This window comes from Nonomuraea gerenzanensis (assembly GCF_020215645.1).
GTDB classification, from domain to species: domain Bacteria; phylum Actinomycetota; class Actinomycetes; order Streptosporangiales; family Streptosporangiaceae; genus Nonomuraea; species Nonomuraea gerenzanensis.
Genome location: NZ_CP084058.1, coordinates 7,057,438 through 7,077,164, shown reverse-complemented (window position 1 = coordinate 7,077,164; position 19,727 = coordinate 7,057,438). Strand labels below are relative to the sequence as shown.

17 protein-coding genes are annotated in these 19,727 nt (G+C 73.0%); 10 read left to right on the top strand and 7 right to left on the bottom strand.

Annotated elements, in window-relative coordinates:
• Window positions 1-14: 14 nt before the first annotated feature.
• The 5 genes from LCN96_RS33060 to LCN96_RS33040 form a co-directional block, all read right to left on the bottom strand.
• A complete protein-coding gene (locus tag LCN96_RS33060) occupies window positions 15-2,180 on the bottom strand; it encodes a BTAD domain-containing putative transcriptional regulator (protein WP_225266346.1) in 2,166 nt (721 codons plus the stop codon).
• Window positions 2,181-2,297: 117 nt separating this feature from the next.
• On the bottom strand, window positions 2,298-2,534 hold the full coding sequence (locus LCN96_RS33055; RefSeq protein WP_225266345.1) for a DUF6289 family protein: 237 nt from the start codon (window positions 2,532-2,534) through the stop codon (window positions 2,298-2,300).
• 134 nt (window positions 2,535-2,668) lie between these two features.
• On the bottom strand, window positions 2,669-3,160 hold the full coding sequence (locus LCN96_RS33050) for a hypothetical protein (protein ID WP_225266344.1): 492 nt from the start codon (window positions 3,158-3,160) through the stop codon (window positions 2,669-2,671).
• Window positions 3,161-3,345: 185 nt separating this feature from the next.
• The gene (locus tag LCN96_RS33045) at window positions 3,346-3,705 is read right to left on the bottom strand and encodes a cupin domain-containing protein (RefSeq protein WP_225266343.1); all 360 of its coding nucleotides are present in this window, start codon (window positions 3,703-3,705) and stop codon (window positions 3,346-3,348) included.
• An 87-nt stretch (window positions 3,706-3,792) separates the two neighbouring features.
• Window positions 3,793-4,692, bottom strand: a complete 900-nt coding sequence (locus tag LCN96_RS33040; RefSeq protein WP_225266342.1) for an alpha/beta fold hydrolase — start codon at window positions 4,690-4,692, stop codon at window positions 3,793-3,795.
• Window positions 4,693-5,093: 401 nt separating this feature from the next.
• Here LCN96_RS33040 and LCN96_RS33035 point away from each other — a divergent pair, with 401 nt between their 5' ends.
• Complete coding sequence (locus LCN96_RS33035) at window positions 5,094-6,290, top strand: lactonase family protein (protein ID WP_225266341.1); 1,197 nt, start codon at window positions 5,094-5,096, stop codon at window positions 6,288-6,290.
• Here the strand turns inward: LCN96_RS33035 and LCN96_RS33030 are convergent.
• On the bottom strand, window positions 6,226-8,604 hold the full coding sequence (locus LCN96_RS33030) for a tetratricopeptide repeat-containing protein (RefSeq protein WP_225266340.1): 2,379 nt from the start codon (window positions 8,602-8,604) through the stop codon (window positions 6,226-6,228). The genes LCN96_RS33035 and LCN96_RS33030 overlap by 65 nt on opposite strands.
• Window positions 8,605-8,663: 59 nt before the next feature.
• On the opposite strand from LCN96_RS33030, the gene LCN96_RS33025 reads away from it, so the two are divergent.
• Window positions 8,664-9,242, top strand: coding sequence for a hypothetical protein (locus tag LCN96_RS33025; RefSeq protein ID WP_225266339.1), 579 nt, complete (start codon window positions 8,664-8,666; stop codon window positions 9,240-9,242).
• Between the two features lie 54 nt (window positions 9,243-9,296).
• Here LCN96_RS33025 and LCN96_RS33020 read toward each other — a convergent pair whose 3' ends face one another.
• Window positions 9,297-10,535, bottom strand: a complete 1,239-nt coding sequence (locus tag LCN96_RS33020) for a phytase (RefSeq protein ID WP_311131974.1) — start codon at window positions 10,533-10,535, stop codon at window positions 9,297-9,299.
• A gap of 124 nt (window positions 10,536-10,659) precedes the next feature.
• On the opposite strand from LCN96_RS33020, the gene LCN96_RS33015 reads away from it, so the two are divergent.
• From LCN96_RS33015 to LCN96_RS32980, 8 genes are all read left to right on the top strand, one after another.
• Window positions 10,660-11,646, top strand: coding sequence for a sugar ABC transporter substrate-binding protein (locus LCN96_RS33015; RefSeq protein ID WP_225266337.1), 987 nt, complete (start codon window positions 10,660-10,662; stop codon window positions 11,644-11,646).
• The gene (locus LCN96_RS33010; RefSeq protein ID WP_225266336.1) at window positions 11,643-12,686 is read left to right on the top strand and encodes an ABC transporter permease; all 1,044 of its coding nucleotides are present in this window, start codon (window positions 11,643-11,645) and stop codon (window positions 12,684-12,686) included. Before LCN96_RS33015 ends, LCN96_RS33010 begins: the two co-directional genes overlap by 4 nt.
• Window positions 12,683-13,450 (top strand): ATP-binding cassette domain-containing protein, encoded by a 768-nt coding sequence (locus LCN96_RS33005; RefSeq protein WP_225266335.1) that lies wholly within the window; start codon window positions 12,683-12,685, stop codon window positions 13,448-13,450. The genes LCN96_RS33010 and LCN96_RS33005 overlap by 4 nt, the downstream gene beginning before the upstream one ends.
• Window positions 13,451-13,522: 72 nt before the next feature.
• A complete protein-coding gene (locus tag LCN96_RS33000; protein ID WP_225276109.1) occupies window positions 13,523-14,494 on the top strand; it encodes an alpha/beta hydrolase in 972 nt (323 codons plus the stop codon).
• 285 nt (window positions 14,495-14,779) lie between these two features.
• A complete protein-coding gene (locus tag LCN96_RS32995) occupies window positions 14,780-16,087 on the top strand; it encodes an MFS transporter (protein ID WP_225266334.1) in 1,308 nt (435 codons plus the stop codon).
• On the top strand, window positions 16,084-17,073 hold the full coding sequence (locus tag LCN96_RS32990) for a hypothetical protein (protein WP_225266333.1): 990 nt from the start codon (window positions 16,084-16,086) through the stop codon (window positions 17,071-17,073). The genes LCN96_RS32995 and LCN96_RS32990 overlap by 4 nt, the downstream gene beginning before the upstream one ends.
• Complete coding sequence (locus LCN96_RS32985; protein ID WP_225266332.1) at window positions 17,070-18,095, top strand: DUF917 domain-containing protein; 1,026 nt, start codon at window positions 17,070-17,072, stop codon at window positions 18,093-18,095. The genes LCN96_RS32990 and LCN96_RS32985 overlap by 4 nt, the downstream gene beginning before the upstream one ends.
• Window positions 18,092-19,702, top strand: a complete 1,611-nt coding sequence (locus LCN96_RS32980; RefSeq protein ID WP_225266331.1) for a PucR family transcriptional regulator — start codon at window positions 18,092-18,094, stop codon at window positions 19,700-19,702. Before LCN96_RS32985 ends, LCN96_RS32980 begins: the two co-directional genes overlap by 4 nt.
• Window positions 19,703-19,727 lie beyond the last annotated feature (25 nt).

The following is a 19,727-nucleotide window of genomic DNA, read 5'->3' as shown; positions in this document are numbered from 1 at the left end:
GCCGGCCCCCGGGGTCAGGAGCCCCTGACCAGGCGGGTGGTCACCAGCTCGTAGTCGTCCGACTCGTCGTAGGCGTAGACGCCGAAGGCGCCCTCCCGTACATCACCGTTGCTGTCGAACTCGATGCGCCCGCTGACCCCGTCGTAGTCGAGGTCCACGCCCGCGCGCGCCAGCTCGGCGCACTCCCGGTAGGACGTGCACCGCCGCCCGCCCGAGCTGACGTCCGCCAGCCGCGCCGCGATCGACTGGCCGAGATCGCTGCGGGCGGCCTCGGCCGCCAGCGCCCCCAGCACCACCGCGTCGTACGACTCCGCCGCGTAACTCAGGTCGTCGTGCCCAGGATCGGCCGCCCGCATGCGGGCCGCGAACGCGCCGGTGGCCTCGGCCCCGGCGAGCGTGCCCTTCGCGCCCGCCATCACTCCCTCGGGCACCTCGCCCGCGTAGTGGATCAGGTTGGCGTCCACCAGGTACCAGCTCTGGTTCCTGGCGGTGAAGCCCTGCTCGTGCAGCTCCCGGACGAGCGCCACGGTCTCCTCGTACCCGATCATCACCAGGGCGTCGGGGCGGGTCTCGGCGATCGTGGCGACGTGCCGGGCGAAGCCGTCCGTCCCCGGCTCGAACACCAGGCGGTCGAGCAGCCGCACGCCCTGCGCGGCCAGCGACCGCTCCGCCGCGTCGGCCACCTCCGCGCCGTAGTCGTCGTCCAAGGTGACGATCGTCGCGGTACGGTTGCCGTCCTCGGCGGCGAGCAGCCCGAGCAACCGGCCCTGCAGGGTGTCGGCGGCCGAGGTGCGGAAGTACATGCCCTGGTCGTAGGCCGTGCTCAGGTAACCGGCCGTGGTGGAGGGGGAGATGATCGCGATGCCGGCGTCGGCGGCGGGGTCCAGGATGCTCAGCGAGAGCTTGTTGGAGGCGGGGCCGACGATGAGGTCCACGTTCTGGTCGATGAACTGTGCCACGCCCCTCGTCGCGATGTCGGGCTCGGTGTCGCCGGAGTCCGCGTCGAGCAGCCGGACCGGCCTGCCGAGCACGCCGCCCGCCGCGTTCACGTCCGCGACGGCGAGCTTGGCGCCGTTGCTGGTGGAGGAGCCGATGAAGTACAGCAGGCCGGTGCGTGGCAGCAGGGTGCCCACGGTCAGGACGCCGTCCCCGCCGCCTTCCGCCACGGCCGGGGTGGTGCGTGGGGCCGGCTCTTCAAGCCTCGGGAGGGTGAGGTAGCCGGCGATCACCGTGAGGGCCAGGACGAGCCCGGCCGCGATCGCCCAGGGCCGGGAGGCACGGGTGAGCCGTACGAGCGTGGGGCGGGTGGCTTGGAGGTGGTCGAGGGCCGGAGCGGGCCGAATGGTTTCGGGGTGGTCGACCGCCGGAGCGGGGCGGATGGCTTCGACCTGATCGGACGCCGGAGCGAGGTGGGTGGCTCCGGCGTGGTCGAGCGCCGGATCGGCGGACAGGATGGCCGATTGGAGGGCGCGCAGCTCGGGGCCGGGCTCCAGGCCCAGCTCCACCGCGAGCGTCCTGCGGGCGGTCTGGTAGGCGTCCAGCGCCTCGGCCTGCCGTCCCGAGCGGTAGAGGGCGAGCATGAGCTGCGCGTGCAGCCGCTCGCGCAGGGGAGCGGCGGCGGTGAGCCCGCGCAGCTCGCTGATGAGCGAGCGGTGGTGGCCGAGGTCCAGCTCGACGTCGGCCCACTCCTCGACGGCGGCGGCGCGCAGCTCGTCCAGCCGTACGGCGTAGTCCCGCGCGGGCCCGGAGCTCAGGCCGGCGCCCTCGAAGGCGCTGCCGCGCCACAACGCGAGCGCCTCCTGGTAGAGGCGGGCGGCGTCCGCCGGGGTGCCGGAGGCCCGCCGGGCCGTGCCCAGCAGCTCCTCGAACCGCAGCGCGTCGATCTCCTCCGGCCCGGCCATGAGGGCGTACCCCTGCCCCGCATGCACGATGCGGTCGCCGTCGCCGAGCCGCCTGCGCAGCCTGGCGACGTAGAGCCGCACATTGTGCGCCGCGGACGGGGGCGGGTCGCCGGGCCAGAGGGCGTCGATGAGCCGGGCGGCGGGCACCGACGTCCCCGAACCGGCTAACAACGCGGCCAGCAGCGCGCACTCCTTCGGCGCGGTGAGCCGGGTCTTTCTGCCCCCGTGCCGGATCTCGATGGGCCCCAGGACCCGGATCTCCACGCCCCCGTCAGTCATGGCTATCGGGATAGCGGAAGGGGGCCGCGGAGACAAGGCCGCCGGTGACAACGGCGCTCAGCCCGGACGGAGGCGCTGAGCCGGCTCGCGGGGGGCCGGCCCAGCACCGACCCGGGCTCAGTTGCAGGGGCTCGCGGACCACTTGATGTAGCCGGTGACCCTGCCCCAGGTCGAGACCTCGCCGTTGCAGAATTCCGTCTTGACCCCGACCAGGTTGGTACGTGCGGGGTCGGAGAAGTACTGGGTGTTGCACAGGTAGCCGGACTGGCAGATGGGGGCGGCCTGCGCGGCGGCCGGTACGGTGGCGAGCGCGGCACTCGCCAGCGCGGCGACGGCCAGTACGCGACGGATCATGAATTGTCCTTCCAGCTCGCGGGGAAGCGTACGAAAGGTTCAGCGGCTTCCTGGGCGCCCCAGCCGATGATCGAAATGATGCGTCCTGGGGGGAGAAAAGACAAGGGCCGTCCGTCTGGCAGTGCGGCTGTACGTCAGGCGTCGACGTCGATCCGGTGCGAGCAGAGCTCCCTGCCCAGCCTGGCCGGATCGCTGTCGGCCTTGCCGAAGTGCCCGGCGGCGGCGTCGAACCGCGCGGCCGGCTCGCTGCCGTCCGCCACCTCGACCGGCCCGCCGCTCTCCGTCGCCCAGGAGGAGTAGGTGTCGGAGCGGTATTCACGCCAGTAGAGCTGGGAGACGATGTCCTTCAGCCCGCCCTTGCTGTTGAACATCGCGTGCGAGCCCCAGCCGACGTAGGCGCGCGGGTGCGCCGGCCCCCGCCCGACCGTGGTGCGGTCGGACCCGCTCACGCTCTCCGCCCGGTCCCGGGACAGGCCGCGATGCTTGCCACGGGTGCTCATCAGGAACCAGGACCTGGACCAGGACCCGTTGGCGTCCTTGTTCCAGACGACCTCCACGTACTCGAAATCGTGCCGGTGGCCGCCGCCGCCGAAGTAGCTCCTGGCCAGGTAGAGCGAGTAGACCACGCGGATCTCGTTCGCGTTGCACTGCTCGGCGGTGCAGTAGGCGGGGAAGCGTTGCGATACGCCGCAACATGGATCTCTCCTCTCCGTGAAGCCGGTCGGCGGCTTCACACGAGAGCTTGTACGGCGATCCAGGTCAGGCGAGTTCAGCGCTGGCCCGCGTCCTTTTCCGCATAACCGGTCGAGCCTCAGTCGCGGGCCTTGGCGTACTCGGCGGCCCCGCCCGCGAAGTCGTACATCACCACCTGCTCGTCACCCTCCACCCAGGCGTCGTGACCCGGCGGGCAGACGAAGACCTCCCCCGGGCCGACCTCGGCCTCGGTGCCGTCGTTCATGCGGATGTGCAGCCGCCCCCGCACCACGAACCCGTTGTGGTGCACCTCGCACGAGTCTGTGCCCGCGATGGGCTTGACCGACTCCGACCAGCGCCAGCCCGGCTCGAAGGTGGCCGTGCCGAAGCTCAGCCCGGACAGGTTGCACACTTCGAGATGCCCCCTGGGGAAGTCGCGGCGCTCGTCGGGCTTGTCGATGCTCTTGATTTCGATCATGACGTCCCCCTCCGTCAGCTCCAGTCTTCCACCGCGTATACCCGTCAGCAAGTCGTCTACCTGCGCATATACCGGATAGCCGGTCATTTAACCTTTCGCTGCCTGCGCGGCGACCCGCTCGATGGCCTGGACGGCGACCTCGGGCTGATCGACGTAGATGTAGTGCTCGCTGCCCGCCGCCGTGCTCAGCTCGGCGCGGCTGGACAGCGCCAGCCACTTGCGCTGGCCCGCGGCCCAGGCCCGCTCCAACCGCGGCCCGTACTCGGGCAGAGCCTTGAGGTACGGCTTGCCGTGCTGGATCACCTCCACCGGGATGTCCCCGGCGGAGCGGACCTTCCCGTCGGTGATGACCAGCCGCTCCGGGTTCTGGCCCTGGAAGACCGCCAGGTTCTGCGCGCGCAACTCGGCCGCCGGGCCCTTGGCGGACTCGGGGATCGACTTTGTGATGTCGGCCAGCATCGTGGGCGGCGTGGCGTCCATCAGGACCAGCCCCTTGACCCGGTCCTGGTGGTCGGGGGCGTACCTGGCGGCGATCAGCCCGCCCAGCGAGTGACCGGCCAGGACGACCGGGTCGTCGCCGGCGACCCGTTCCAGCACCCCGGTCAGGATCTTCCCGGCGCCGGCGAAGTCCTGGGGGCCTTCCGGCTGATCGCTCGCGCCCGCGCCGAGCCGGTCGTAGGAGCAGACGCGGTGCTCGCCGCTGAGCGTCTTCTGGAGGGCGGCCAGCTTGTCCAGCCCGTCGCCTCCCCCGTGCATGAGGACGATGACCGGTCTGCCCGCCTCCGGGGTGCCCGAACAGGACACGTTGACCGACCGGCCCGCGACCTTGATCTTCTGGGGGCCGGAGATCGGGGCGGTGGTGGTGGGGGTGGCGGGGGCGAGGGGGTCCCAGTTCTCCAGCGCGTCGCCGCCGCAGCCGGCGACCGCCGTGCCGAGCAGGACGCAGCAGAGCGCGGCCGCGACGGGGGTCCTGATTTTGCCGAGCATGAGGTCCTCCAGTAAAGGCGGGAGTGAGGTGATTGCGGCGTAACGCTACGGATTCGGCGGCGCGAGATCGTCCCCGCTCGGTGGACATTCGCCGGTAGCTCGCACGGGGGACAAGCGGGACCTCGCGGCGGCGGTTTGTCCGCATGGCGCGAAGGCCACTGGACGGCGAGGCGTCACGGCCCTGCTCACCGGAGGCGCGCGAGCCTCACCCGGCTATGCCACGTCCGGCCGGGTCATCAGCGGCGCGGGCGTGCAGTCGCGCTGATCGGCCGGGAGCCGGTACGGGCGCGTGGTCGGCTGATCGGCCAGGGCCCGTGCGGGGGTGAAGCCGCACTGAAGCGGACTTGAAGACGGGCCGTGTTCGACTGCCAGCCTGCGGACAATCCCGACAGGAGACACCCATGCACTCAACGCGCCCCCCACGACATCCCGCCACACTCCGATCACGCCTGCGCGGACCATGCCTGACCCTGACCGCGCTCGCCACGCTGGCCGCCGCCGCCCTGTTCGCCGGCGCACCGGCCGGAGCCGCCATCGGCAGCGGCACCCTCTACGTCACCAACGGCGACTCGAACGACATCTCCCTCTTCCGCCTCGACTCGACAGGCAGGCCCGCACTCGAACCGCCACTCATCCCGACCGGCCAGCAGCCCAGGCAGCTCCACCTCTCCACCGACGGCCGCACCGCCTACGTCGCCACGGCCCTGGACGACAGCGTCCACCAGTACCGCGTCGGCGACGACGGCAGACTGACCGTCCTCGCGCCCCCCGTCCGGACGGGCGACTCCCCGTTCGGCAGCCTCCGCGCACCGTCGGGCCGGACCTTCTACACCGCCAACACCGCCGACGGCACCGTGTCGGTGTTCTCCATCGGTTTCGACGGGCAACTGTACGAGCTCGGCCGGCCCGTCCCCACCGGCGAGAACAGCCCGCGCGGCCTCGCCATGACCCCCGACGGCCGCTACCTGTACGTCAGCCACGGCCGCCCGGCGATCACCCCGGAGGACACCGAGCCGCCCGGCCTCGTCGTCGTCTTCGAGGTCGGCCCGGAGGGCAAGCTGAGCAAGGCCGGCAAGCCCGTCCCGGTCGAGCGCGGCGCCCTCGGCATGTCGGTCACCCCTGACGGGCGCCACCTCTACGTGGCCTGCGAGGCGCTCACGAGCGTGTCGAAACGCCAGCTCTTCGGCTTCGCCATCGGCGCCGGCGGCTCGCTCACGCCCGTCCCCGGCTCGCCGTACACCGCCCCCGACGTGCCGATCAGCACCGCCGTCACCGCGGACGGCGAGCACCTCTACGTCACCAGCGGCGGCCTGAACGTCAACCCGGACCTAGCCACCAAGGTCTGGGGCTTCGCCATCGCCGCCGACGGGTCGCTGAAGCCCGTCCCCAACGCCCCGTTCGAGGCGGGACGCGGCCCGGTCGGCATCGCGCTGGGCCCCGACGGGCGGCGGGCCTACGTCAGCACGCTGCGTTCGGAGCTCCTGACGTTCGCCGTCGAGCCGGACGGCGACCTGGCGCTGCTGCACGGCCCGATCAAGACCGGCGGGTCGCGGCCGCTCTTCCAGTCCGTGGCCGTGGGCGGGATCGGGCCACGGTGAAACGCCTCCGCGCCGTCCGGCAGCGCTGTTCCCAGTACGCCAGCGCGTCGCGGGCGAGGACGGTGTCGGGGTGATCGGGCCCCTGCACCCGGCGGCGCACCGGCAACAGCGCGGCGAACTGCCTGCGCGCCGAACGCGGGTCCCCTGCCTCGCCCGTCCAGCGGGCCAGCTCGTGCCGCGCGTTCATGGTGACCGGATGGTCCGGCCCGCGCAGGCGCTCCTGCACGCGGGCCAGGGCGGCGAACTCGTCGCGAGCCGCCGGCGCGTCGCCCAGCACGCCGATCAGGACGGTCAGCACATGCCGGCAGGCCATCACCTGCAGGTGCTCCGGCCCGAAGATCCGCTCGCGGACGGGCAGCAGCGCCAGCAACTGGTCACGCGCCGACTCCGGATCGCCGGCCTGCCCGGTCCAGTAGGCGAGGTCGTGCCGGGTGATCAGCGTGTCGGGATGTTCCGCTCCCAGCACGCGTTCGCGGATCGGCAGGAGGGCGGCGGCGCCGTCACGGGCCGCCGCCGGGTCGCCGGCCTGCCCCGTCCAGAGGGTGAGGGCGTGCCGGGTGGCCAGCGCCAGCGGATGCTCCGGGCCGTGCACGCGCTCCCGGACGGGCAGCAACGCGGCGAACTCGTCGCGAGCCGCCCGCGCGTCGCCGGCCCGGCCCTGGTAGTGGGCGAGGTCGTGCCGGGCGGCGAGGACGCCGGGGTGCTCGGGGCCGAGCGCGGCGTGCAGGGCGGTGTGCCGGTCACGTTGCCAGGCGTGTGCGGTACGCAGGTCGCCGCGGGCGGCCAGGTACTGGATCGCCTCGGCCGTCCCGGGAGAGTCCGGGGTCAGGACGGTGCGGACATGGGGGAGGAGCCGGGCGTACAGCGGCCAGCGGCTGAGGTCCTCCGGACCGCCAGGCAGGGCGGCCTCGATCAGCCGGGCGGCCCGCTCGCGCAGCGCCCGGCGGTCGTCGTCGCCCAGCTCGGCCCGGATGACGGCGTGAACCAGGCGGTGCATGCCGATGAGCGGCTGCCCGGCGGTCTCGCCCGGCCCGGTGAGCGTGATCATGCTGTAGCCGGCGAGCAGGGCTACGGACTCGGCCACGTCCACCGAGGTGCCGAGCGCGTTCATGGGCAGGACGTCGGGGGCGTAGCAGGCGAGCAGGCGCAGCAGTTCGACCGTCAGCGGGTCGCGGGCGGCCAGCGTGTCCCGCGTGACCTGCCAGACCTGGGCGATCACGTGCCGGTCGGCCGCGCTCTGCCCCGGCGGCGCGGCGGCGTGCATCCGGCCGGGCGCGGCGGCCAGCAGCCGCCGGTAACGGGTCACGGTCATGCCGGGAGTCCTGGCGATGTACCCGCCGGCCTGCACCAGCGCCAACGGCAGGCAGCCCAACTCGTCAACCAGCCCACGCAGGCCCGCCACCTCCAGCTCCGAGCCGCCGGTCGCGTCATGCAGGTTCGCGGCCTCCGTCCCTGAGCCGCTGGCCGGGCCCCGCAGGTCCGCCGTCTCCGACCCTGGGCCGTCGGCCGGCCCACGCACCTCCGCCGCGTCCAGCCCCGCGCCGCCGATCAGGTCGGTGAGCAACGTCACGGCCGCCTGCGGAGGCAGGGCGGGCAGTGAGATCGGGACGGCGACCGCGTCCCAGCCGGTCGTCCGCCGTGAGGTGATCAACACCTCCCCCCGCTCCAGCCGCCCCAGGTAGGGCTCGAGCTCCTCCGGATCCCGCACGTCATCGAACACCAGCAGCCACTTCCCATGCCCGCCCAGCCAGGCCAGCGCGTACGCGACCGCATCCCGATCCGCCAGCGACCCCGGCCCGTCCGGCCCGCGACAAGCCGCCGCCGCGGCCAGCGCCCGCCCCAGCTCGGCCAACCCGGTCCTGACCTGCCCGGCACTCTCCGCCGGGATCCACCAGACCAGCTCGTAACGAGCACGATGCGCGTGCGCGTACTGCAGGGCCAGCTCGCTCTTGCCGATCCCGCCCAGCCCGCAGATCACCCGGCCACGCACCCCCGCCCCACCCTCCCGCGCGGCCATGAGCCGCCGCAGGGCGTGATCGCGCCCGACGAACCGCCGGGCGGGCGGCCGGGGTAAGCCCACCATCCGCGGGGACGGCGCCTTCGCCGGCACCCGTAGCTGCACGATCAGCCCGGCCAGCCCGGCGACCATGCTGATCACACTGGCACGCTGATCCAGCAGCGCCACCACGTCATCGGGCACGCCCAGCGCACCGGCGAGGAACCCGGCCAGCCCCAGTGCCAGCAGAACCACCGCGAGCACCAGCAGCACCCGCCGTGTCCGGCCCGCCGGCCGCGCAGCACGCGACAACCGCACGCTTCAAGCCTGCCCGGGACGGACGGCTCCGACGCCTGCCTGACCGAGGCTCGCGAGCCATGGCCGGTGGAGGCGACCTGCTGCGCCGACCACCAAGCATCGGCTGCTTTTTCGCCTACGACTTCTGCATCTGGCCGATGGTGCGCCCGAGCGGGCTTTCGGGCAACATGAGCCCCATGCGGTCATTCAGGAGTCGCCTCGGGGTGGCCCTTCTCCTCTGCCTGCTCCCTCTCGCCGTCGGCTGCGGGGTGCTCCTGGGACCCCTGCGGGTCGATCCGGGCGCGCTCGACGAGATCCGCGCCGTGGGCGCGGTGAACGGTGAGAGCGAGATGAAGAGCGACGTCGGCGGGCGCACGGAGATCAGTAATCTCCTGGTCGTCGACGTGGGTGCGGCGGATTCGCGAGGCGCGATCGACAAGGCCGTTGATCTCTTGCAGGCGCGAGAGTGGGTGATCGAGGCCGACCTGAAACCAGGGTGGGTTCTGATGCGATCAGAGCGATGGGCAGGCACGGACCTGTCCATCGAACCGTATGACCCCAGGGAGCTTCATGACGTGCCGGATCTGCGGAAGGCACTCGCCGGAAGAACATCAACGCTGGAAAGAGCGGTCATCATCATCGTGATCGGCGGCGGATGAGGCCGGCCGGCCGCGGAGCACGGACATCCCGCCCCGCGGCCGAGCACTCGGACGCTAGCCGATCGCGTCCTCGACCAACCGCCAGTCCACGAACTTGAAGTTGGTCACCTCCCGATCCCCGTCCCCAGGCGCATCGACCCCGTCATGCACCACCAGCATCCCCTCGGGATACCCGCTCCCCAGTGCGGCACTGGTAGCCATCGCCCCATCACTCACCTCGGCCCCGTCCACCCGGCTCCCGGCCGCGACGCGGAACTGCCCGACGTAGTCGTTGTCGTCGCGGTCGTAGACGGCGAAGGTGTCGTCGCCCTGGCTGGAGGCCAGCAGGTAGCCGTCGTCCCCGTCCTCGTACACGGTCAGGCCCTCGGCGTCGGCCGACAGGTGGGATCCGCCGTGGCCGCGGTCCTGGCCGGGGAGGCACTCCTCGGTCGCCGGGTCGTAGGTGTCCTGCCGGCCGTACTCCTTGACCTTGTCCATCAGGACGGGGCGGCCGGTGAGGTCGGCGCGCAGGCGCCAGATGCCGACGTCCTCCTGGGCGGCGTACAGGGTGCCGCGGTCCACGACCATGCCTTCGACCTGCGGCAGCTCCCCGGGCTCGCCGCACGGGACCCAGGTGGTGCCGTCCGGGAGGGGGAAGGTGGCGGGCAGGTCGAGGGTGCGGACGCGGTGGTAGGTGACCTTGCCGCCGGGGGCGGCGGCGAGCTGGAGCAGGCCGATCGTGGTCTCGTTGCGGCGGCTGACCACGACGCGGGTGCCGCTGGTGGCCAGCCCGTACGCGGTGTGCGCCTCGTCCACCTCCTCCTGGGTGGCGTTGAAGACGAACGGCACCGAGGGGTCGGTGATGTCCGTCAGCGGGGGACGGCCGGCGGCGGCCGCGGCCGGGTCGATGGCGTAGACGCGGAGCTGGTCGCGGCCTCGGTCGGAGGCGATCGCGAGGTCCACCTTGGCGCCGGTGGACAGGCGGAAGCCGCGGACGAGGTCGACGTTGTTCAGCCGTCCCGGCTCGTGGCCGGGGCCGGGCGGCGGCTGGGCGGGCAGGTGCTGGAGCTGGGCGCCGGACAGGGCGTAGACGTACAGGCCGCCCTCCTTGGCCGTGGTGATCACGATGCTCCTGCCGCGGCGGGTCGGGTGCACCCAGATCGCCGGGTCGTCGCCGTTGGCGTAGCCGCCCGCCTCGTCGTCGTACAGCGGGGGTGTCTCCGTGGCGGCCGTGACGGCGGCGGGTTCCGCCGCAGCCGGGGCGAGGGGGGTGACAAGCAGGAGGACCGTGGATAAGAAGGCACGCACAGGCATCTCCTCACGATCATCGACAACCGTGAACGCGGAGTGAACGTACCGCGCATAAGTCAGCATGTCTATACAAACAGATGACATTGAGGTAGAACCAGGGCGAGCCCGTTGGTCTTGGAGGTGTCCTGTGAGACGTACCCCGATCGTGCTGGCCCTGCTGGGCGCGCTTGCCGTGACCGGCTGTTCCTCCTCGGGAGCGGGAGGACAGCAGAGCGCCGCCCCGCCCGCGACCTCCGCCGCCGCTCCCCAGACAGGCGGCGGGAGCTTCGCCGTCATCACCCACGGCGCCCCCGGCGACTCCTTCTGGGACGTGGTCAAGAACGGCGCCGAGGCCGCGGGCAAGCAGTACGGGGTGACGGTCACCTACCAGGGAGACGGCGACCCCGCCAAGCAGTCGCAGCTCATCGACCAGGCCGTCTCCGAGAAGGTGGACGGCATCGTGGTGTCGATGGCCAATCCGGACGCGCTGAAGGAGGCCATCGGCAAGGCCGTCGCCGCGAAGATCCCCGTCGTGACGATCAACTCGGGGGCCGACTCGTCCAAGGAGTTCGGCGCGATCACGCACGTCGGGCAGTCCGAGGACGTGGCCGGGCGCGGCGCGGGCGAGCAGCTCAAGGCGGCCGGGGTCACCAAGCTGCTGTGCGTGATCCACGAGGCCGGCAACGTCGGCCTCGACCAGCGCTGCAAGGGCGCCGAGCAGACGCTGGGCGGCACGGTCGAGCGGCTGCAGGTGGACGTGAGCAACCTGGCCGACGTCACCTCCAAGGTCACCGCCAAGCTGCAGTCCGACCAGCAGGTCAACGGCGTGCTGTCGCTCAACCCGGCCATCGCGATCGCCGCCAGGGACGCCATCAAGGACGCGGGCTCGCAGGCGAAGCTGGCCACCTTCGACCTGTCGGCCGACGTGGTGACGGCGATCAACGACGGCGAGGTCCTGTTCGCGGTGGACCAGCAGCAGTACCTCCAGGGCTACCTGCCGATCACGTTCCTCCGGCTCTACAAGACGAACCTGAACACGGTCGGCGGCGGCCTGGCCGTCAACACCGGGCCCGGGTTCGTCACCAAGGACACCGCCTCCCAGGTGGCCAAGCTGGCCGAGGCGGGCACTCGATGACGGTGCCGGCCCAGGCGGCGGGCGACGAGCGGGTCGCCCACGTCGGGCTGGCCCGCCGCCTGCTCATCCGGCCCGAACTCGGCGCGGTGGTCGGGCTCGTGGCGGTGTTCGTGTTCTTCGCCGCGCAGTCGCCGGTGTTCCGCTCGCCGGCCGGCATCGCCAACTGGCTCGACCCGGCCGCCACGCTCGGCATCATGGCGGTCGCGGTCGCGCTGCTGATGATCGGCGGCGAGTTCGACCTGTCGGCGGGCGTGCTGACGGGGACGAGCGGGCTGATCCTCGTCACGCTGGCCACCCGGTTCGGCTTCAACGTGTGGCTGGCCATGCTCGTGGGCCTGGTCGTGGCGCTGGCCGTCGGGCTCGCCAACGGGCTCGTCGTCACGCGGACCCGGCTGCCCAGCTTCATCGTGACGCTCGGCACGTTCCTGATGCTGCAGGGCATCAACCTCGGCGTGACGAAGGCGATCACCGGGACGGTGCAGGTCAGCGGCCTGCGGCGGGCCGAGGGCTTCGAAGCGGCGAACGCGATCTTCGCCGGCACCTTCGAGATCGGCGGCACCTCGTTCCGGGTGGCGATCCTGTGGTGGATCCTGGTGACCGCGCTGGCCACCTGGGTGCTCATGCGTTCCAGGGCCGGCAACTGGATCTTCGCGGTGGGCGGCAACGAGCAGGCCGCCCGCGCGGTGGGCGTGCCCGCCGCCCGGACGAAGATCGCGCTGTTCATGACCACCGCGTTCGCGGCCTGGCTGGTCGGCTCGATCCTGGCGCTGCGCTACACCTCGGTGCAGGCCAACATCGGCATCGGCCAGGAGTTCATCTACATCATCGCCGCCGTCATCGGCGGCTGCCTGCTCACCGGCGGGTACGGCTCCGCCATCGGGGCCGCCATCGGCGCGGTCATCTTCGGGATGGCCGACAAGGGCATCGTGTTCCTGGGCTGGGACGCCGACTGGTTCAAGTTCTTCCTGGGCGGCATGCTGCTGCTCGCGACGCTGGCCAACCGCCTGGTGCGGCGGTACGCCGAGGAGGTGAGACATTGACCCCGCAGGCGATCCTGGAGACCAGGGGGATCGGCAAGACGTTCGGCTCGGTGCTGGCGCTGCGCGAGGTGTCGATGAGGGTGGCGGCAGGGCAGGTGACGTGCGTGCTCGGCGACAACGGCGCCGGCAAGTCCACGCTCATCAAGATCCTGTCGGGGGTGCACCGGCACGACGCGGGCGCGTACCTGGTGGACGGCCAGGAGGTGAGCTTCGCCAGCCCCCGCGACGCGCTCGACCGCGGCATCGCCACCGTCTACCAGGACCTGGCGATGATCCCGCTCATGTCGGTCTGGCGGAACTTCTTCCTCGGCTCCGAGCCGCGCAAGGGGCTCGCGTTCGACGTGGCCAAGGCCAGGCGGGTGGCCCGCGAGGAGCTGCGCGCCATGGGCATCGACATCCGGGACGTGGACCAGCCGGTCGGCACGCTGTCCGGCGGCGAGCGGCAGTCGGTGGCCATCGCCAGGGCCGTGTACTTCGGCGCCCGCGTCCTCATCCTCGACGAGCCCACCTCGGCGCTCGGCGTCAAGCAGGCGGGCGTGGTGCTGCGCTACATCGCCCGAGCCCGCGACCGGGGGCTCGGCGTCGTCTTCATCACCCACAACCCGCATCACGCCTACCCGGTCGGCGACCGGTTCCTGCTGCTCAACCGGGGTACCGGCATCGGCGAGTACGGCAAGGGCGAGATCACCGCCCAGGAGCTGACCACGCTCATGGCGGGCGGAGCGGAGCTGGAGGAGCTGGCGCACGAGCTCGGCCGCGAGTGAGCTTGGCGGACTCTTGACGTGTCACGGTGGTCGCCTGGAGCGCCGGCCAGGCACAAGAGCAGTATGACCACGATGATGAGCAAGCAGGTCGTGCTGGAGCGGGCGGCACAGCAGTTCGCGGACGCCAACGCCAAGCCGCCCTTCATCTACGAGCTCCCGCCCGAGCAGGGCAGGGAGATCCTGGAGAAGCTCCAGTCCGATCCGAACGTGCCCAAGCCCGAGATCGACGAGGAGTGGATCCAGGTGCAGGGCGGCCCGACCGGCGTCATCCCGGTGCGGATCGTCAAGCCCAAGGGCGCCACCGGCACGCTGCCGGTCATCTTCTACATCCACGGCGCCGGCTGGGTGTTCGGCTCGGCCCGCACCCACGACCGGCTGGTGCGCGAGCTCGCCGTACGCTGCGGGGCCGCCGTGGTCTTCCCCGAGTACGACCGCGCGCCCGAGGCGAAGTACCCCACCCAGATCGAGCAGAACTACGCCGCCGCCCAGTGGGTCATGGAGCACGGCGGGGAGAAGGGCCTCGACCCGTCGCGGATGGCGGTGTGCGGCGACTCCGTCGGCGGCAACATGTCGATCGTGCTGGCCATGATGGCCAAGGAGCGCGGCGACGTGCGGCTGCTCGGCCAGGCGCTGTTCTACCCGGTCACCGACGCCGACTTCGACACCGGCTCCTACAAGCAGTTCGCCACCGGCTACTACCTCAACCGCGACGGGATGAAGTGGTTCTGGGACCAGTACACCAGTGACCCCGCCCAGCGGGCCGAGCCGCACGCCTCGCCGCTGCGCGCCGAGGACGAGCAGTTGCGCGGCCTGCCGCCCGCGCTCGTCCTGAACGGCGAGGCGGACGTGCTGCGCGACGAGGGCGAGGCGTTCGCCGGACGGCTGCGCGAGCTGGGCAACGACGTGACCGCGGTGCGGCTGGCGGGGATGGTGCACGACTTCGCCATGGTCGACCTGCTGCGCGACACGAACGCCAACAAGACGGCCATGGAGCTGGCCACCGGCATGCTCCGGCGGTGGCTCGGGACGGAATCCACCGAGTAAGGCGCCGGGCGTGGAGCTGTGGCCCGGGCGACCCCCGGGGCCGTTATTACCCCGGCCGCCCGGAGCAGGCGGGCCGCGCGACGGAAGCGGCCCGCACCGGGCGTCCCGCACCGGGCGTCCCGGAGCGGCGGCGCGGCCCGCACCGGCTGGAGGGTGCCGGTGAGCGGCGGCCGCCAGTGCGGCTCGCACAGGCCGGGGGCACTGGTCAGGGCGGTTCGCACAGCTCCCGCCGTGCGGGCTCGCCGTAGGGTGCGGCCAGATTCCGCCCCCCTTCGTAGGAGCACCATGACCGCCATCGACTCACCGACCATGCCGATCGGCGCGGCGTTCGACCGCATGCCGTTCACACGCAGGCACGTGCTCATCGCGCTGGCGCTGTTCGTCGCGTTCGTCATCGAGTCGTGGGAGCAGCTCGCCCTCGTGTACGTCTCCGGTGACCTCGGCACGAAGCTGGGGCTCGGCGAGGCGGGGATCGGGGTCGTGCTGTCGGCGGTGGCGTTCGGCATGATCCCCGGGGTGCTGGTGTGGGGGCCGGTGGCCGACAGGATCGGGCGCAGGCCGACGGCGTTCTGGTCGCTGCTGGCGTACGGGGTGGTCGCGCTGGCCTCGGCGTTCGCGCCGAACGCGGAGGTGCTGATCGCGCTGCGGGTGGCCTCGGGGCTGGCGCTGGCCGGGGTCTACACGATCACGTTCCCGTTCTTCCTGGAGCTGCTGCCGACCCGGCATCGCGGCCGGGCGGCGGTGTACCTGTCGATCGGGTGGCCGATCGGGATGCTCGCCGCGATCGGCGCGTCGATGGCGCTGGGTGAGCTCGGCTGGCACGTGGTGGTGGTGGCCAGCGCGGTGGCGGGGCTGTGGGCGTTCGCGATCAGGGCGTGGGTGCCAGAGTCGCCGTACTGGCTGGCGGCGCGGGGCCGGCAGGAGGAGGCGCGGGCGGTGCTGCGCTCGCTGGGCAGCCCCGACGCCGAGGCGACGTTCACGGTGGCGAGCGAGCGGGTGGGGCGCCCGCTGGACCTGTTCAAGGGCGGGCTGGCGCGGATCACCCTGGTGATGCTGGCGCTGAACTTCGTCTTCAACTGGGGGTACTGGGGGCTGCAGACGTGGCTGCCCACGCTGCTGCAGGAGCGCGGCCTGACGTTGTCGGCCTCGCTCGGGTTCGCCGCGCTGAGCGCGCTGATGATGATCCCCGGGTACGTCAGCGCGTCGCTGCTGACCGGCCGGTTCGGCCGCAAGCCGGTCTTCCTCGTCTACGTGGTGGCGGCGGCGCTGGGCGGCCTCTGGTTCGCCACCGCCGAGTCCTCTTTCGGCCTGTACGCGGGCAACTTCGTGCTGGCGTTCTTCAGCATGGGCGCGTGGGGCGTCTGGAACACCTGGAACGGCGAGTTCTACCCGACCGCCCTGCGCGGCACCGGCTACTCGTGGGCCACGGCGGCGCAGCTCGTGGCGACCACGGTGGCGCCGTCGGCGGTGGGCGCGCTGCTCGCGAACGCCACCGGGTTCACCGCTACGATGCTGATCATCAACGCGTTCATGGTGGCGACCGCGCTGCTGGCCGTGCCGTTGCCGGAGACGGAAGGGCGCGAGCTGGAGTGATCCTCGGCGTCGCCCTCGCAGAGGCCGCGCCGACGGTCGTGGCCGTCGGCGGCGGCGTCGCGGCCTGGCCGGTGGCTCGTGGCGTGGCCAGGACGGCGTCGCGGGTGTGCGTGGCGGCGGACCTGGGCGGCGTGCCGACGGCTCCGGTGGCGGCGATCCGCGTGGGCGGGCCGTGCCCGGAGGCGTTGCGGCCGGTCGTGGGGTCGGGGGTGGCCACGATCGTGCGGGGCGGGCACAGCGTGACGGGCCGGCCGCTGGCGCCGCTGGACACCGAGGCGGTGCGGCGGTTCGCGGCCACGTGCGGGCTGGTGGACTTCGCGGTGACGGCGACGGGCTCGCCGATGCTGGCCGAGCACGAGCTGGCGGTGGCGGCGATCGTGGCGGCCGAGGTGCCGCAGGCGCGGATCACGTTGTCGTACGAGTTCGGCTATCCGGGGCTGCGGGAGCGGGAGGCGGACGCGATCCGGAACGCGGCACTGGGGCCGGGGGCGGGGCGGATCGCGGACGAGGTGGCGCGGGAGCTGCCGGGGGTGCCCGCGTACTTCGCCAGGTCGGGGGGTGGGCTGGTGTCGGCGCACTACTTCCGGCGCTTTCCGCTGACGTGCGATCGGGGCGCGGCGGCGAGCCTGGTGCGGGGGCGGGCGGCGCTCGACGAGGGCGCGGGCCGCGTGGAGATCCAGCACGGGGTCTCCGACGTGGCGCTGGGGCCTGGGGCGAGGGTTCCGGACGGGGTGGCGGCCGCGTACGGCGTGGCGATCCAGCGGCCGGAGGCGCACGTGGAGCGGATCGTGCAGGCCAGGGGCCGGGCGGAGCTGGACCGGGTGCTGCGGGACGCCAGGGACGAGGCGCTCACCCGGGTGGTCAGCGCGGGGGCGGCGCCGGGGTCGGCCGGGATCGAGGAGGTCACGGTGAACCCGCTGTCGTACCTGCCGGACGGCCTGTATCGGGTGCGGGTGACGGCGGGCGGGCGGCCGTGGGCCGGTTGATCGATCTGGAGGGGCTCGGCCGGTTCTCGGCGGGTGCGCGGCTGTTCGCGACGGGGGCGGCGCAGTCGTCGTACAACCTGGCCTACGACTGGGCGGCGTCGGTGGTCGGGCGGGGTGTGGAGCTGGTGGCGGCCGGTGAGCTGGCGCCGGGCACGTTGTGCATGGTGGTCAGCCTGGTGGGGTCGACGACGGCGCTGGGCGAGCAGTTGCCTGCCGGTGACGAGCCCGAGCGGGCGGTGCGGGCGCTGGAGCGCAGGCTGGGGGAGCGGGCCGGGGCGGTGGTGGCGCTGAACCTGGCGGCGGAGAACGCGCTGATCCCGCTGATCGCGGCTGCCGGGCTGGGGCTGCCGCTGGTGGACGGGGACGGTACGGGGCGGGTGTTCCCGCTGGTGGAGCAGACCACGTACACGCTGGGCGGGATGAGCGCGGCCCCGCTGGCGCTGGCGGGCGGGTCGGGGGAGCTGGTGCTGCTGGAGACGGCGGCCGACCGGGTGGAGGAGCTGCTGCGGCCGGTGGTGCTGTCGGTCGGTGGGTGGGCGGTGGCGGCGTGTTATCCGATGGCGGCGGGGGATCTGGCGCGGGTGCTGGTGCCGGGCACGGTGAGCCTGCTCATGCGGGCGGGCGAGCCGGGGGCGCCGCGGTCGGCGGCGGCGCCGTACGGGGTGCGGACGTTGTGCCGGGGACGGATCCAGGCGGTGGAGGGCAGCACCGGGCACGGGGGTGAGCTGGCGTTGCCGTCGCTGCCGTCGAGCATCGTGCTGCGGGAGTCGGAGGGGCTGCGGCGGCTGGTACGGCTGGAGGCGCACAACGAGATCGTGCTGGCCCTGGCGGACGGGGCGGTGGTGGCGACCGTGCCGGACCTGATCTGCATGGTCTCGACCGCCGACGGGATGGTGGTGGACGTGGACAAGGCCGAGCCCGGCCTGGAGGTGGACATCATGGTGGTGAAGGCGGCGCCGGTGTGGCACACGGACCGGGGGCTGGCGCTGGGCGGGCCGCGCGCGTTCGGGATCACGCTGTGAGCGGGGTGCGGGGGCCGGGCTGGGAGGCGCCGGTCACGGTGGCGGAGCTGGTCAACGCGGGGCCGCTGGCCGGGGCGCGGATGTACGGCGCGGGCGAGAACCCCGTGCGCGGGGTGCGGATCGTGGACGAGCCGTCGGTGTTCGCCACGGTCGCGCCGCACACGGCGGTGGTGCTGATCGGGACGGCGGCCAGCGGCGGCTGGGCGGTGGAGATGGCGATGCGCCGGGCCTGGGAGCAGGCGGCGGCGTGCGTGATCGCGCCGGCGGGCGGGCTGAGCGAGGGCTCGGGGGCGGTGCTGGCGGAGCGGCTCGGCGTGACGCTGATCTTCGTGGACGAGGATCCGCTGGTCGTGGCGGTGCGGGTGGCGTCGGCCGCGTCCCGTCCCGACGCGGCCCGCACCCAGCTCGTGGCCCGCTGCGCGACCAGGCTGGCAGAGGCGGGGGCGTCGGCGCGGCGGGTGCTCGGGGTGCTGAACGCGGAGCTGCCGGGCACGTCGGTCGCCTTCGTCGACCGGTACGGGCTGCCGCTCGCGGGCCGCCGGGACGCGCTCGGCGATCCGGCGGGCGGGCGGGGGCGGCCCGACGCGGAGGCGGGCTCGCCCGGTGGCCGGGCGCGGTGGTCGGCCGAGGTGGTGGTGCCCGACGACGACGGTGAGGCGCTGGGGACGCTGGTGGCCGCCGGTTCTTCGCGGTCGCCGGGGTGGCCGGCGGTGGTGCGTACCGTGCTGGAGCTGGCGGTGGCGCCGCTGACGGCGTGGGCGGCGCATGAACGCCTGCGCGCCTCGCGCGACTTCACCCGGCAGGCGTCACTCGCCGAACGCGTCCTCACCGAGCCGGAACCCGCACCCACCCCCGAACCAGAACCCGCGCCCCCGCCCGCACCCGAATCCACGCCCGCACCCGAACCCGAACCCGCGTCCACGCCCACGCCCGCGTCCGCGCCCGAACCCGAGCCGCCGGCGAACGGCAGCGTGCGGGCCGCCGCGATCGCGCTCGGCTGGCCGGTCAGGGGCCCGCTGACGGCGTACCGGATCCGCCCGCTGACCGAGCCGGGCGACGCCCCGCTCGCCTGCACGCTCATCACCGCCACCCTCGGCCAGGTCCCGGTCATGACCAGGGGCGACGGCTGGGCGGGCTGGTCGGCGCTGGGCCCGCCCGAGCTGGCGGAAGGCGTCCGGCAGGTGCTGCTGAGCATGCCGTGGTCGTGCGCCGGGGGAGTGGGTGCCCAGGTGGAGGGCTTGGACGTGATGGCGGAGTCGCTGCTCGGGGCGGAGGCGGCGGCGTACGTGGCGGGCGCGGGCATGGTGCAGCGGGCCGATCGGATCGGCCCGGCGGAGCTGCTCGGCGCGCTCCCGACGGGCGCGCTGCGGGCGCCGGCGGCGGTGGTGCTGCGCCCGCTGCTGGCGATCGACAGGGACGGCACGCTGCTGGAGACGCTGGGCGCGGTCCTGGACGAGGGCGGCGCGCTGAAGGCGGCCGAGCGGCTGGGCGTGCACCGCAACACGATCACCACCCGGCTGGACCGCATCAAGTCCGCCGGATTCGATCTCGACGACGCCGCCACCCGCCTGGCGTTGCAGCTCGCCTGCCATGTGATGCTGCGCTGAGAACGCGCATGGCATGCTCGTACCG